Here is a 14,789-nt window from a genome sequence, read left to right on the forward strand (position 1 = left end):
CATAATATGAAAAATTTATTGTCGGTTTAGGTTATTGATGCTTCCGGAAAAACAGTTAAAACGATTGAACAGCCTTCATCTCAGTTGTATCTGAAGACTTAAAACGGGATTATATCTTGTTACTTTAAAAATGATAAACGTAATTACAAAAACGATTAAAACAATTAAGAAATAGCACTTTTTTCAGAATCAGAAAATAGTTTTTAATATTTAGGATATCTTCTGCCTGCAGGTTTGTGTTATTTTCTGCAGGCATTTTTAAACGAAACGTTCAAAACACATTTTACTTGCACAGAGGCTATTTCATTAATGAGATAGCTTCTGTTTTTTATGACTATTTAAAGGTTTATTTCAGCAATTTGGAAAACCATACATAGATATCCATATCACCGGGAATATTCAGTTTTTTCCTTAGATTATATTTTTTGGTCTGTACGGTTCTCACTGAGGTAAAAGTATATTCAGCAATTTCTTTGGTAGAAAAATTCAGATAGATGTAGGCACAGAATCTTATTTCTGATATTTTTAAAGGAAAAACTTTCAGCAGTTCTTCTGAAAAGTGCGGATAATACTCATTGAAACGGGTTAAAAATTCAGGATTATTTTCTTTGGCAAGCTGTATAAGTTCTTTAAAAGCACTTTCATCTACAGATGGCTGATGAGGGATATCAATTTTATCCAGATTTTTACTTTTGTGCTTTCTATAATAATACAGGAAAAGAAATATAAAAAGAAGACATGCGGCAATACTCAACGACAGGATGAAGAAAAGTTTTTTTGTTTCCTTCTTTCTATTGCTATTTTCCAATTCATTCTGTTTATCTACAGCATCATTCAATGTTTGTTTTTGTCTGCTGTTTGAAGACTCTATATCCAACAGCCAATTCGCATAATAAGCGATACTGTCTTTCTGTCCTGTGCTTTCATACAGGTTCTTCAACTCCATTGCGACCGACTTTTGATAATTCTCGCTTTTATAATAATTATCAGCAATATTTTTACAGATCCATAAATGATGCTGGGCTTCAGGAATTTTATTAAGAGATTTAAAGTACCTGGAAGCATAATACGAGGTAATGTATTGTATCCCTATTTCATTGATCTTTTTCCCATTCTGGATGGCTTCCTCAATATATATTCTTGCAGAATCAGGTTTGTTGAGCTCAAGATACATTCCGCCAAGATACGGTGAGGTTTTATAACTGTTGCTCAATCTGTTCTTGTCTATCCTATAGAGATTATTTTTGTTTTCTCTGTAAATTTTAGAATACTTATATGCTGTTTTATAATGTTTTAGTGCTAATTCTTTTTTATTAATTTCATTGTATATTCCTGCGTACTGCCAGTTAATCAGATAAATAAAATAAGCATTATCGGTTTCGTTCACCTTATCATATATTTCGTCCAATTGTTTCAGAGAAGTCATTCTTTCTCCTAATTTCTGGTATAGCAGTGACCTTTGAAGATGGAGATAAAATATAACCTCAAAATCTGTATCTGAATTGATAAGGTTTTCTTTTTCCACTTTATCAGTATAATAAAAAGACCTTTTCATATCACTGTTCCGGTTGTAGATATTGGCAATTTTAAGATACCCTAATGCAACACAATCATTATAAGAATTTTTCTTACACACCTTAATAAGACTGTCAATCTTCTCAATTTCCTTTGATCCGGCAGTAGAAAATTCGATATCAAACAGCACATTCTTTAATTCTTCTTCTGTATGCTGTGAATAGAAAAAGGAAGAAATAAAAAAGAATAAAACAGTCAGTTTTTTCATCATAATATGATCAGAATTAAAATACAATATTATACTACACTATTACTATATAATAAAAAATACATACGTATTACATACACAATGTATGAAAATCTCAAAATATCATTGTTTGTAATACAAAATTAGCAATTACTTTTGAATACCCGAATATTATATTCATTCTTCGCAATACCACTATTTAAATACCTAATTTTTAAAATGAGAAAAACTCTATTATCATTATTTTTGATATCAGGCTTCTGTCTTTCCAATGCCCAAAGATGGGAAACCTCTTCACAAAAAGTGTCTGAGATCAGAAGAGAGATAAAAATCAAGTATGCTTACAAAACTGATATTAATGCATTAATACAGTTATTAAAAAACGCTGAGGAAACCGGCGCCAATGCAAGAGCAGTAACGATTCAATTACCAACGGCAGAAGGAACCATAGAAAAGTTTGCGGTGTACAGTAATCCTGTGATGGAAAAATCCTTGGCTGAAAAATATGGATTAGGATCTTATGTAGGAGTGGGAATTGATGACCCCTCAAAATATGTAAGATTCAGTACATCCCCTACAGAAATACAGTCAATGATTATTAAAGACGGTATCTTCCAGTTTATAGAACCTGTCACAACAGATAAAAAAACCTATGGAGTATTCTATAAAACCGAAAGAACAGAGTCTGAGCATGGCTTTAGCTGCAGTATGGAAGGCAAAAAGGAACTGGACATCAAATCTTTAAAGAATTCCGGAAAAAATAAACTTGCCGGAATCAATATTACCGGAAGACCTGCTGCCTCAAGATACAGAAACTATAGACTTGCCTTGTCTGCAACGGGTGAATATACTACTCATTTCGGAGGGATGGCAGGAGCTGTAGCCCAGATGAATGCTACTATGACTCGTGTCAATGGTGTTTTTGAAAAAGAATTTGCAATCCATCTTACCATACAGAATTTCCCCAATATCATCTATGCCAATCCGGCTAATGATCCATACACCAATGATTTGAACGGGCAGCTTCAACAAACCTTAACTGCTCAGGTAGGCAATGCCAATTATGATATAGGACATGTCTTTAATGCCGCCGGAGGAAATGGAAATGCAGGATGCATAGGATGTATATGTACCAACCCTACCGCAGCAGAACCGTTAGGTAAAGGTTCTGCGTTTACACAAAATCAGAATCCTGTGGGAGACACCTTTGATATTGATTATGTAGCTCACGAAATGGGACATCAGCTTGGAGGTAACCACACTTTTTCTACAGTTACTGAAAGCTCAGATGTCAATATAGAACCGGGAGGAGGAACAACCATTATGGCCTATGCAGGGATCACAGCCAATAATGTTCAGATGAACAGTGATGCCTATTTCCACTATTCGTCCATCAATCAAATCCTTAACAACCTTGAAGGTAAAATTGGGTGCGGCGTAGCTGAAAATATTGCCAATAATGCACCAGCTATTACCCCGCTGATTTCCTATACTATTCCCAAAGGCACAGCCTACTACCTGGATGCCAATGCAGTAGATACCAACGGGGATCAGTTTACCTATAACTGGGAACAGTATGACAGCGTAGGCTCTACAAGCTCAATCTCAGGAGACAGCGGCTGGGGATTCAATCCTGAAGGTTCACTTACCCGTTCTTTTCCTGCAGTGGCTTCGGGAAGAAGATATTTCCCTAGCCTGCCTGTTGTAATGAGTGGTAAACTGACGAATAAAGACACATGGGAAACAGTTTCATACATTCCCAGAGTATTACATTACGCGGTAACAGTACGTGATAATAACCCGAACAGACCTTTAACGATTTCTGCAGAAAATACAGTAACCGTTGGAAATGACGGACCTTTCAAATTCAAAGGATTAACTCCTTCTACTACGCTGTATAATAATGCTTCCAATACCATTTCCTGGGATGTTGCCAATACCAACCTTGCTCCCTATAATGCTGCCAATGTAAAGATTGAATATACAACCGATCTGGTTAACGGATCAGCATGGACAGAACTGGTGGCTTCAACGCCTAATGACGGAAGTTTTGAAATACAGATGCCTGCTGCGCTTCAGGGAAATATTAAACTGCGAATTTCAGCAGTAGGAAATATATTTTATGCCGTTTCTCCTACACTGACCGTAGGAAATGCTCCCGCTTCTTTAAATAATCCACCAACGGGACTTACTGCGTTCGATAATGATATATTAAAAACCTCAGCAACTGTTTCATGGAACCATGTACCGGGAGCAACCTATTCCGTGAATTACAGGAAAGCAGGAACAGCAAACTGGTCCAATGCTGCCAGCCCGGTTAATTCAGTACTCCTGAATAACCTTGAAGATGAAACCTCTTATGAAGTTCGTGTAGCCACTGTGATTAATAATGTTCCCGGAGCATTTTCTCCTGCATATAATTTTAAAACAAAAGGATTGCGCACCGGATATGATTACTGCCTGATGACTACAGGAGGAAACACTACAATCAGTCCGTATTTCAGTGGAATATTAAGAGTGACTTTAGCCAATGTGGATTTAGCTGGAAATGGGACAACCGTTCAGCACGCTTATAAAGATTATTCGGAAGACCCTGCCAAACTGATTCAGCTTACTCAGGGTGCGCAATATAATATGAACTATATTGTGTATGCTAACCGTGCTGGAGGAAACTATCAGGATTGGGTACAGGCATGGATTGATTACAACAGAAACGGAGTATTTGAAGCTTCAGAAAGAATTGGGATTAACGGCGCAGCTCCGGATGCCAATAAAAGACATCAGGGAAGTTTTGCATTTGCAGTTCCGGCCAATGCTTACAATGGTGACAAAACATTAAGAATGAGAGTAGCCAGCGGATTTTTCAATGCTTCAGCTGATGCATGTGCAAGTCCTTTCGTAGATGCCAATGGTGATCTTTTCTCCCGTGGTTCGGTATGGGATTTTTCTGTAAAGATCAATGCAGCACTAGGAGTTAAGGAGTCCGTTCAGTCATCTTCTGATCTTGAAATCTACCCTAATCCTGCGGATACATTTGTAGAGGTAAAAAATCTGAAAGGTAAAGCTGATTACAAAATTTACAGTGCAGACGGAAGACTTGTTCAGGAAGGAAAACCGGACGGAAAAAGAATCAGTGTTGCCTCATTGATCAAAGGAGTGTATGTGATCACGATAAAAGATGATAAGGCGACTTATCATACAAAACTAATCAAGAAATAGTTGTAATAATTAGTGTACCGTGTACCTGTAGGTTATACGTGATGCCTGCAGGTACTTTTCTAAGTCAATTAAAAAAATAAACCCAGTCATTAACTCATAGTAAATCAAAATCTCTAACAAAGTAAATAAACTAACATTTTCATTTTAAACACCTTTTAATGCAGTATCTGCAGTATAGATTGGGTTTCCTGCAGGTACTTTTAAAAGGTTTAATAATTAAAAAACGGATAAAGAAAAGTATATAGCTCTATATTGATAAAAAAACATTTTTAATCATCGTTTGTGTTGTGTACCTGCATGATAAGTGGTTTTCTGCAGGTACCTTTTTTAAACAACTCTCAAAAAAATACTCTATGATAAAAAAACTACTCTTTCTTATATGTACTGGTTTTTCAGTGTTATCATTCTGCCAGTCTGATGAGGTTCTGTTTATAGGAAACAGCGTCACCTATTTTAATGACATGCCTGAAATTTTTAAAAATATAGCGGCTTCAAAAGGGAAAAATCTATCTGTAACAACACATACTCCCGGAGGAACCGGATTTGTGAATCATGTAGAGGATGCTTCATTGTATCAAAAGATAAGATCTAAAAACTATAAATACGTGATCATGCAGCCCGGAACTGCGGAATCTGCAGGTCATTCTTACCCTGTTTCTGTAACCGCTGAACGCGGCCGTAAAATCAGGGATTCTATTCGTAAATACAGTCCTTGTTCTAAGATTTTTCTGTATGAAATTCCCTATGGAGTTCCATCTGCCAATGAATACAACACCTATTTTGCTTTTCAGAAAAAAATTAAGGATTCCATTACAAAGATGTCTAACCTGATGCAGGTGGAAATGGTTCCTGCCGGAGAATCTGCAAGACATTACTACAATTCTTCCCAGGATCTGGCTCTTCACGGATCTTATAACGATATTCATCCTGGACCTAAAGGAAGTTATCTTGTGGCAGCCACTATGTATTCTGCAATTTTTCAGGATCATGTATTTCCATCCACTTTTTATAACGGAATGCCTCAAAACACAGCCGAAAACTTTCAGAATATTGCAGATCTTGTTTTTTTTAATAATCCGCCACAATGGAATAGTAATACGTTTCACCTTCATTCGGATTTTATAGCAGGAATTAACGGAACAACTGTAAATTTCACTAATCATTCCGCCAATTACACATCTGTATCATGGAACTTTGGCGATGGCATCACCGATTCTTCATTGAATCCTGTTCATCAATATACTGCCCCGGGAACTTATACAGTCTCACTTACGGTCAGCAAAAACTCCTGTGCAGAAACTTTCAGTAAAACAATTACTATTGGTTCTTTGGGAACTGCGGATATGAATGTACAGCCTGAGCTTATATTTTACCCTAATCCTGTGAAAGATATCTGTTACCTCAAAAGTAAAGAGGAAATAAAGGATATTATCGTTTATGATATGGCTCAAAGGAAGCTTTTTGAGAGGAAAAATCTTCACACTCGTGATATAGAATTAGATTTTTCACCTTACAGTACAGGAGCTTATATGATCCATATTCTTTGCGAAAATGATCATAAAGAAAGTATTAAGATTATGGTTAAATGATTTAATAACGACAAAAAGAGAACCCAGGAGTTCTCTTTTTTATTGTATCATGATATGATCAGATGACCAAGACTATCCTGCAACAACCTCTTCATTTAAGTTTCAATAAATAGTATTTAGTCTCTGTATCTTCAAAATATAAAAGGAAAAGTACTGTTTATTAGTACTTTTCCTTTTCTATGGGATGTATGGACTACAATAATTTAATATATATTTTATAACCCATAAGCTTCTATCCACTTTTGTTTTACCTGTTCTGTAATCAGATTGTATTCTTTATCTACTCCATTGGAAAGAGGATCTAGTGGTGTGCGAAGTGGTCTTTTCCCTTTTTCTGTATTGACCAGCTTAAGGGCTCCATCTGCAATGATTTGTGGATCCGGAGCTGATTCCATAAAGAGTTTACCAAATACGGTCTGAATTTTCTGACTGATATCTGCCACAGCAGTACCATAAGATTCCTGAATGCTCTCGCGATCTCCATTAACATGCGCCTTACCGATAATTTCCGTCATGAACCCTCCCGGCTCAAGCAGTACTGATTCTATTCCCTGCCCTATCAGCTCTTCATACGAACCTTCTATAAGACCTTCCAACGCAAATTTTGTAGAATTATAAGCAGACTGTAATGGAAGTGAAATTCGCCCTACCTGACTGGAAATGGTGATGATAAGACCATCTTTTGCAGCTCTCATAATAGGTAGAATTTCATTATTCACTCTCAATGTTCCCCAAACATTTACATCAAAGAGCTTCTGGATTTGTGGTATTGAATAAGATTCAAGAACTCCTGCTCCATATATTCCTGCATTATTAATCAAAACATCAATTCTACCATACTTTTCATGTACTAAAGCAACAGCTTTTTTTACAGACTGATCATCTGTGATATCCATATCTACTACTTCTGTATTCTCCAGCTTATTCAGATTTTTTGCGTGTTCAGCATTGCTTCCAGTAGTATTTCGCATCGTGGCTATGACGATATGCCCTTCTTTGTTAAATGTTTTTACCATTAATGCACCAAAACCGGTACTTGAACCTGTAATTAAGATTACTTTTTTCATTCTTTTTGTTCGTCTCTTTTTAATTATTGACTCTTTTTAACTCAGAAGAATACCGGCCGGAATTCTTTTCATTATTACAATATTTCCTTCAGACTGTTTATTCTGTTTCAGAAGAAAATACCTTAAATATGATGTTGCAATTTAGCATATATTTACTTTCCTTTGTATAGTGCTTTCCCAAAGGAAAGTGAAATAATTTATAAGCGTATGTCTGTAAAAAAAATTAAATCAAGCTGCCTGGAAACGATCAAGCCTGTACGAGACGCTTTGGACGTTTTAAGTGGCAAATGGAAGCTGGCAATCATTGTATCTGTATCTGTAGGCAATGATCGCTTTACTGATATACAGGACAGTATACCAGGTATTACTCCAAAGGTTCTGGCTAAGGAACTCAAAGAACTTGAACAGCATCAGCTTATCAAAAGAACAGTTATTGATGATTATCCGGTTAAAATCATTTATCAGCCTCAACCTTATTCTTCAACTTTAAATCCTATCATCTTTGCTCTTAAAGATTGGGGAATTAATCATAAAAGAAAACTTTTTGAAGAAGGATTTACAATGAATGAAATAGGAGAAATTCCCCAATGTCTTCCTGAAGAAGGATAATAAACAACTGATTTAGTTGATATTAAAACAATGCAATATAAAAAAAGCATAAAAAATTTGTTTTTATGACCAATCGGTCATATATTTGCATCATTATTTACTATTATTATGGCAAAAGGGGAGGAAACCAGACAGTTCATTATAGAAAAAGCAGCACCTATTTTTAATACAAAAGGGATTGCAGCTACTTCTATGAGTGATATTATGGAGGCCACCAAGTTGTCTAAAGGCAGTATGTACGTTCATTTTGAAAATAAGGAAGTACTTGCCTGTGCTGCTGTTGAGCATAATATGCAAATGCTGACTGATCAACTTCAAAAAACTTTAAGCAGATTTAAAACTTCCAGGGAACAGTTATTCGCCTATATTGATTTTTTTAGTGATCCCAATCATCCGCCTGTAGTTGGCGGGTGTCCCCTGCTAAACTTTGGAACAGAAGCTGATGATACCAATCCAGTCGTTAAAGGAAAAATAAACAATGGAATAAAACAGGGAGAAAAATTAATTTCCGGTATTATAGAAAAAGGAATTTCCAATAAAGAATTCAGAGCGGAATGGGATGCGGAAGGTTTTGCAACAGTTTTGTTTGCCATGCTTGAAGGTGGACACTTAATGTCAAGAATGGCTGGTAATAACGATAAAATGATAACTATCGTCAAAAATCTTAAAAAAATGATTGAAGAAAATACGGTGTAATTTTTTTTATCCAAAATATGACCGATCGGTCATTTACATATGAAATAATTCTTTTAAAAAATATAATCATAACAATTTAAAAAACAGAACAATGTCAAAAACAGTTTTAATTACAGGTGCATCAAAAGGTTTCGGAAAAGCATGGGCAGAAGCCTTTTTAGCCAAAGGATACAATGTGGCTGCAACAGCCAGAAATGTAGAAACGCTTGATGATTTAAAAGAAAAATATGGAGATTCCGTATTGCCTTTAACCTTAGATGTAGATAAAAGAGAGGAATCATTATCAGTAGTTCAGAAAGTACACCAACACTTCGGCAGCATTGATATTCTGATTAATAATGCAGGATATGCACTAACAGGTGCGGTGGAAGAAACCAACGAACAGGAAGCAAGAGCACAGTTTGAAACAAATTTCTTTGGAACTTTATGGCTTACACAGGCGGTGCTTCCCATTATGAGAGATCAGAAAAGTGGTCATATCATTCAGGTTTCTTCTATTTTAGGATTGGCTACTTTACCAACCATGGGACTTTATAATGCATCTAAGTTTGCACTGGAAGGATTAAGCGAAACTTTAGCAACAGAAGTAAAAGGCTTTGGAATTAATGTAACTTTGGTAGAACCTAATGGCTATGCTTCCAATATCTGGCATACAGGAATTAATACACAAAGTAATCCTGTTTACGATGGTGTTAAAAAGGCTTTCTCAGAATCTGAAACTTCTTTTGGTGACGTATCAGCTACAGCTCCTGCATTGATAAAGTTAGCAGAAACTGAAAATCCTCCATTGCGTTTATTGCTTGGAAAAGTAGCACTTCCTTTCGTAAAACAAAATTACGAACAGCGCTTAAGAGTATGGGAAGAATGGAATGATGTATCTGTAGAAGCTCACGGATAACATCGAAAAAAATGTTTTCACAAAATAAGCTCCGTTTTTATAGAAGAACGGAGCTTATTTTTTTATCCTTTTTGAGATCAATATCTCAGTCATTTTTCTTAGCATTACTTTTCATCTGCTTCATATTGTTTCCTGTTCACCATCTGCAATGTCTGTTTCACTGTGAAATATGACTACTTGAACACATTACTCGTTTCCCAGGCGTATCTCAGGGTATAATTTTGTCTCATCAAAAAGAAAAAACAGATTTAAAATCTAATACAGCAAAGCAATGAAAACAACAATTTCAACAATTCTTTTAGCAGCAACTTTTATCTTAGGTACACCTGCTATTTCTAAGGCGCAAAAAAATGATACTGCTACTCTATTATCAAAAAATGATACCAGTATCCGTCCTTTTCACATCAATATTCCACAATCTCAGCTGGATGATCTTAAAAAACGTATTTCCGAAACCCGCTTCCCGGATAAAGAGACTGTGAAAGATGCTTCCCAGGGAATCCAGCTTGAGCAGTTAAAAGAACTTATCACCTATTGGGGCAACGGATACGACTGGAGAAAAGTAGAAAATAAACTGAATGCGCTTCCCCAATTTGTAACAAAAATTGACGGACTTGATATCCAGTTTATCCATGTACGTTCAAAGGAGCCTAATGCAATGCCTGTGATTCTTACTCATGGCTGGCCTGGTTCTCCGCTGGAGTTTATCAATGCAATAGATCCTTTGACTGATCCTGTAAAATATGGAGGAAAAGCAAGTGATGCTTTTGATGTAATTATACCTGCCATTCCGGGATATGGTTTTTCAGAGATTCCTGCTGAGCTTGGCTGGAACCCTGACCGCGTTGCCCGTGCATGGGATGTACTGATGAAAAGACTCGGCTACAAAAAATATGTTTCTGAAGGTGGTGACCATGGTTCTGTTATTTCTGATGCATTAGCAAAACAGGCTCCTTCAGGTCTTTTGGGAATCCACCTTACCATGCCGGCTACCATTCCTGCCGAACTTGTAAAACCAATCAATGCCGGTGATCCCGCCCCGTCAGGACTTTCTGCCTCAGAAGCAAAAGCATACAATGCAATGAGTACATTCTTTGGAAGAAATGCAGCTTACGGGGGAATGATGGTAACACGTCCACAGACAACAGGATATCTGCTTTCTGATTCTCCAACAGCCTTAGCAGCATTCCTTTACGAAAAAATTGCAGAATGGAGTGAAAGTGATCTTCATCCTGAGAATATCATTGGCCGTGATGCCATCCTCGATGATATTACCCTTTACTGGCTTACCAATACCGGAGCGTCTTCTTCACGTTTCTATTGGGAAAATAACAAGAATAATTTCAGTGCGGAGGCGCAGAAGACCAAAGACATTAAAGTTCCTGTAGCTATTTCGGTATTTCCTCACGAAATTTATCAGGCTCCGGAAAGCTGGTCGAAGCAAGCTTATCCTACTTTATATTATTATCATAAAGCTTCAAAAGGCGGACATTTTGCAGCCTGGGAACAGCCGCAGATCTTTACAGAAGAGCTTAGAGCCGCTTTCAAAGATTTAAGAAAAAAACTTTAACAATAATAGGATCAATCAACAGAATCGTTTAATCTAAAATAATAAAAATATGGAATTAAATACCATTCAGGAAGTAGAAAATACAACCGTAGTCAATATCAGTAAAGTACTGTATTCCGGTAATGTCGTTGTAACGGGAGGCCGTAACGGAGAAGCAAAAAGCAGTGATGGCAAACTTAGTATTGAACTAACTTCTCCCGGTTCAAAGGGAAACGGAACCAATCCGGAACAGTTGTTAGCAGCAGGATGGTCGGCATGTTTTATCGGTGCGATGCATTTAGGTGCGGTAAAAATGGGAGTTACCCTTCCTCCGGACTTATCTGTCAATACCTCTGTAGATCTGGCCACCAATGATGATGGATTTTTCCTGCAAGCCCATTTACAGGTACTTTTACCGGGATTTGCAATAGACGAAGCCAGAAAAGTTGTGGAAACAGCCCATGCAACATGTCCTTATTCAAAAGCAACCCGTGGAAATATCAATGTAAAAATAGATGTAGTAGTTTAGTTTTCAGAATGTTTATTGCAATTTGATTAAAACCTTCCCTGTCAAAAGCAAGGAAGGTTTTTTATTGTTTTAAAATCTGTCTATTTAGCTGCTGTAGTGATTTTGTTAAACGCATAAGGCACCACTCCAATCCCCAGGGTCAGTAAAACACCAACGAGATTATTCAGGTTGGGAAAATTGCTTACATCAAAATAGTTCCAGATGGCAAAGGTGGTGAGAACACATGCCAGACCTACAGACACCAAACCGCTTATAAATGCAAGAAAACGGCTTACACTCGTATTAGGTTTTGAGGCATTGGGATCTTCACCATTGCCAGCTGTTGCATCTGCGGCCTTCATTGCCTGCTGACTTTCAGTAGAAGCAGATAAAAAAGCCACTCTTTGTTTTGTTTTTTCTACCTCTATCTGAACATTCGCATCCTTATCCAAAAGGAGATCTTTTAAAGAGACTTTATCTTTTTTAAGTTTAAAAAAGACAAGACAGGTAATTAAAAGGAAGAGCAGAATAGGAGAAATTGCAATCCATTTTTCAGCATCGGTTATAGGAATTGGCTTTGGTACAGTCGGTATCGTGTTAGTCTGCTGTCCATACATCACAACAGATGTAAAGAGTGCGGTCAATAATAAAAGAAAATTCAAAGGTCTCATAGGGGTTAGTTTTGAAGTTGTTATGTTTTTTTTAAACTACATCTGAATATACTTTACAGCATACAGTCTATTTATCACAAATTTTGTGATAATATAACAACCTGTCAATTACCCAAATGGGTAATATTATATCAAAAAGAATAATCGTATATAATATCTGAAAAATGACTTATTTCCAGGATATTAAGCACCAATTGATCTTCTATTATTAATTTCCAAAATTGACAAAATGAGGAACATCCGTTGCAAAACTGTTCATTGGTAAAAGATTATTTCTGTTACTGTTAAAATCAAAAACAGAATTATTATCAAAAGGAACACGTGGATAATACATGAAAGAAATCTGAATTCTGTTGAAAACAAGATAGGGATTATTAATTAAAACACCTATTCCGATTTTTGTATTGGCTTTGGTCTTCAATAGTTTATCATCAGGCATTCCCAGCCAACCCACTGCAGTAGTTAAATAAGGGCTGAAATGGAAATTCTTCCAGGTTTTATTGATAAACAATTGAAGCTGATATCTTAACACTATTTTTTTTGTGCCAATATAATCAGAATTATAAACAGGAAATTCATCTGCAGAAGAAAGGTTGATCCTATCCTTATACGAGTAATTATGCTGTGGATTTCCCAAGGCTAATGTTGGAGAAAAGAAATGTCTTGCTTTGGCAAATTTCCAGTCCATAAGGTTGGTGAAATAAGTTCCGTCAAAGCGGAAAGATTCCCTGTTCTGACTGTCTTCATTAAAAAACCTTCCAAACTGTGCTTTCACTGTAAAATATCCCAGTTTTGTAAAACGCCCATAAGATGCTGAAATTCCCACATACGGATTCACTTCTTTATTTCTTGATAATCCTCCGGCAATGACGTTTACAGAATTGCCATAAGCAACATCCTCCGGCAAATCATATTGGAAAATATTCTTCTGAACTGAAAAGTTTCTCTGAATAAACCCAACAGACATCAGAAAACTGTTGTAAGAGCTGAAATATTGATACTGATCAATTCCCGGACTGTCTTTGTACTGATAGTTCTGAAATCTTCCTATGATGGCAATATTGCTGGATACCTTCTCACGGGGATCAGATGAAACCGGAATCTGATAACCTCCCCATAAATCCTGACTGTATACTTTAATCTGAACTTCAGGAAAAGCAGTATCCGTTTCTGTCGGAAGTAAAACCTTTCGCATAAAATATTCAAATGTAAAACCTCCCGCCCATTTCGTTAAAGGAGAGAAAAAGTCTCTTCTGAGGCTGAAATTAATTCTCTCATTTCTCGAAAAGTCCCGTTCTCCAAGAATCTGGGCATTGATATAAGTACCAAAAAGATTATAAGTGGTATAGCTTCCTAAGAGATAATCCTGCTTTTCTTTTGAATCATTTCTGTAAAGGAAATCCAGGGTGTGTCCCAGTCCCAGTACATTCTCTTCAGTAACTCCCAAACCAATTTTACTTCCGGAATAACTGATTCTCGGCTTCAGACTCCAGGAATCCAATACCTTTACCACAACATCTATAGAATCTTTACTGGAAGTGCTGTCGGAAACACTGATATTAACTCTGTTGATAAAAGGCATTGTTCTCAACAAACGCTCTGATTCATAGAGCTTTTGGGCGTTATATTCTTCTCCTTCCTCAAAAAGCAAAAAATTATTGATTGTTGATCTTCTGGTACTGGAATGAAGGTGATCCTTTACCCAATCATACCATTTGCCTATTTCCTTACCTTCTTTAGAACTGTATCCAAAAGGGTCAATGGTTTCTATCCTGACATTTCTGATAATTTTTTTGTTATAAGTATTTTGTAAAAGCTTTTCAGTATTGGACTTCACGGAAGTGGAATCCGGCTCTCTACGAAATATAAAACGGTGAATGAATTTAGTAACTTTTCTCTTATCTGAAAATTCTTCTATTTTGTAATACAGCGAATCTTTCTTTTCCTGTGCATTTAAAAAGAAAAAACCACTTAAAAGGAAAATCAGAGTTACAGTCGTTCTAGCCATTAGTCATCAAAATTCAATAAAGTTTCTTGTATCAATTAATACGCCAATAAAGCTTCAATACCTACCACATTTCAGAAATTTTTCGATATAAAGCCCACTTTATTCGATAGTCTCATTTTATAAATAAAAGAGTGTCTGTATTTTATTATAAATTCATGTCAGATTAAGCCTAACATCAGTATTACATTCAGCGTGAAAGAAAACAACAGCAGA

Annotated in this window: 11 protein-coding genes; 7 read left to right on the forward strand and 4 right to left on the reverse strand. The window is 36.3% G+C overall.

Features of this window, described 5'->3' with window-relative positions:
• Positions 1 to 346: 346 nt before the first annotated feature.
• A complete protein-coding gene (locus A1704_RS16645; protein ID WP_062675201.1) occupies positions 347 to 1,786 on the reverse strand; it encodes a helix-turn-helix transcriptional regulator in 1,440 nt (479 codons plus the stop codon).
• Positions 1,787 to 1,981: 195 nt separating this feature from the next.
• Here A1704_RS16645 and A1704_RS16650 point away from each other — a divergent pair, with 195 nt between their 5' ends.
• Together A1704_RS16650 and A1704_RS16655 are read left to right on the forward strand one after the other, a co-directional pair.
• Positions 1,982 to 4,981 carry a reprolysin-like metallopeptidase gene (locus A1704_RS16650; RefSeq protein ID WP_062675202.1) on the forward strand — a complete coding sequence of 1,000 codons (3,000 nt, stop codon included), beginning with the start codon at positions 1,982 to 1,984 and terminating at the stop codon, positions 4,979 to 4,981.
• A 353-nt stretch (positions 4,982 to 5,334) separates the two neighbouring features.
• A complete protein-coding gene (locus A1704_RS16655) occupies positions 5,335 to 6,570 on the forward strand; it encodes a PKD domain-containing protein (RefSeq protein WP_082798809.1) in 1,236 nt (411 codons plus the stop codon).
• 215 nt (positions 6,571 to 6,785) lie between these two features.
• Here the strand turns inward: A1704_RS16655 and A1704_RS16660 are convergent, their stop codons facing one another.
• On the reverse strand, positions 6,786 to 7,637 hold the full coding sequence (locus tag A1704_RS16660) for an SDR family oxidoreductase (protein ID WP_062675204.1): 852 nt from the start codon (positions 7,635 to 7,637) through the stop codon (positions 6,786 to 6,788).
• A gap of 207 nt (positions 7,638 to 7,844) precedes the next feature.
• Between A1704_RS16660 and A1704_RS16665 the strand changes: the two genes are divergently transcribed.
• The 5 genes from A1704_RS16665 (at position 7,845) to A1704_RS16685 (ending at position 11,918) form a co-directional block, all read left to right on the forward strand.
• Complete coding sequence (locus A1704_RS16665; RefSeq protein WP_051934372.1) at positions 7,845 to 8,246, forward strand: winged helix-turn-helix transcriptional regulator; 402 nt, start codon at positions 7,845 to 7,847, stop codon at positions 8,244 to 8,246.
• A 108-nt stretch (positions 8,247 to 8,354) separates the two neighbouring features.
• Complete coding sequence (locus A1704_RS16670) at positions 8,355 to 8,942, forward strand: TetR/AcrR family transcriptional regulator (protein WP_062675205.1); 588 nt, start codon at positions 8,355 to 8,357, stop codon at positions 8,940 to 8,942.
• A 91-nt stretch (positions 8,943 to 9,033) separates the two neighbouring features.
• A complete protein-coding gene (locus A1704_RS16675) occupies positions 9,034 to 9,840 on the forward strand; it encodes an SDR family NAD(P)-dependent oxidoreductase (RefSeq protein WP_062675206.1) in 807 nt (268 codons plus the stop codon).
• Between the two features lie 271 nt (positions 9,841 to 10,111).
• On the forward strand, positions 10,112 to 11,410 hold the full coding sequence (locus tag A1704_RS16680) for an epoxide hydrolase family protein (protein WP_062675207.1): 1,299 nt from the start codon (positions 10,112 to 10,114) through the stop codon (positions 11,408 to 11,410).
• Positions 11,411 to 11,459: 49 nt separating this feature from the next.
• Complete coding sequence (locus A1704_RS16685) at positions 11,460 to 11,918, forward strand: organic hydroperoxide resistance protein (RefSeq protein ID WP_062675208.1); 459 nt, start codon at positions 11,460 to 11,462, stop codon at positions 11,916 to 11,918.
• Positions 11,919 to 11,998: 80 nt separating this feature from the next.
• Here the strand turns inward: A1704_RS16685 and A1704_RS16690 are convergent, their stop codons facing one another.
• Positions 11,999 to 12,568, reverse strand: a complete 570-nt coding sequence (locus A1704_RS16690; RefSeq protein WP_131797528.1) for a hypothetical protein — start codon at positions 12,566 to 12,568, stop codon at positions 11,999 to 12,001.
• Positions 12,569 to 12,776: 208 nt separating this feature from the next.
• Positions 12,777 to 14,576 carry a BamA/TamA family outer membrane protein gene (locus A1704_RS16695; RefSeq protein WP_062675210.1) on the reverse strand — a complete coding sequence of 600 codons (1,800 nt, stop codon included), beginning with the start codon at positions 14,574 to 14,576 and terminating at the stop codon, positions 12,777 to 12,779.
• Positions 14,577 to 14,789 lie beyond the last annotated feature (213 nt).

It is taken from the genome of Chryseobacterium cucumeris (assembly GCF_001593385.1).
In the GTDB taxonomy this organism is placed as follows: Bacteria; Bacteroidota; Bacteroidia; order Flavobacteriales; family Weeksellaceae; genus Chryseobacterium; species Chryseobacterium cucumeris.

Excerpts from the sequence above, each read along its gene's own strand:
- A1704_RS16645 (WP_062675201.1), bottom strand. The coding sequence starts at position 1,786 with ATGATGAAAAAACTGACTGTTTTATTCTTTTTTATTTCTTCCTTTTTC.
- A1704_RS16650 (WP_062675202.1), top strand. The coding sequence starts at position 1,982 with ATGAGAAAAACTCTATTATCATTATTTTTGATATCAGGCTTCTGTCTT.
- A1704_RS16655 (WP_082798809.1), top strand. The coding sequence starts at position 5,335 with ATGATAAAAAAACTACTCTTTCTTATATGTACTGGTTTTTCAGTGTTA.
- A1704_RS16660 (WP_062675204.1), bottom strand. The coding sequence starts at position 7,637 with ATGAAAAAAGTAATCTTAATTACAGGTTCAAGTACCGGTTTTGGTGCA.
- A1704_RS16665 (WP_051934372.1), top strand. The coding sequence starts at position 7,845 with ATGTCTGTAAAAAAAATTAAATCAAGCTGCCTGGAAACGATCAAGCCT.
- A1704_RS16670 (WP_062675205.1), top strand. The coding sequence starts at position 8,355 with ATGGCAAAAGGGGAGGAAACCAGACAGTTCATTATAGAAAAAGCAGCA.
- A1704_RS16675 (WP_062675206.1), top strand. The coding sequence starts at position 9,034 with ATGTCAAAAACAGTTTTAATTACAGGTGCATCAAAAGGTTTCGGAAAA.
- A1704_RS16680 (WP_062675207.1), top strand. The coding sequence starts at position 10,112 with ATGAAAACAACAATTTCAACAATTCTTTTAGCAGCAACTTTTATCTTA.
- A1704_RS16685 (WP_062675208.1), top strand. The coding sequence starts at position 11,460 with ATGGAATTAAATACCATTCAGGAAGTAGAAAATACAACCGTAGTCAAT.
- A1704_RS16690 (WP_131797528.1), bottom strand. The coding sequence starts at position 12,568 with ATGAGACCTTTGAATTTTCTTTTATTATTGACCGCACTCTTTACATCT.
- A1704_RS16695 (WP_062675210.1), bottom strand. The coding sequence starts at position 14,576 with ATGGCTAGAACGACTGTAACTCTGATTTTCCTTTTAAGTGGTTTTTTC.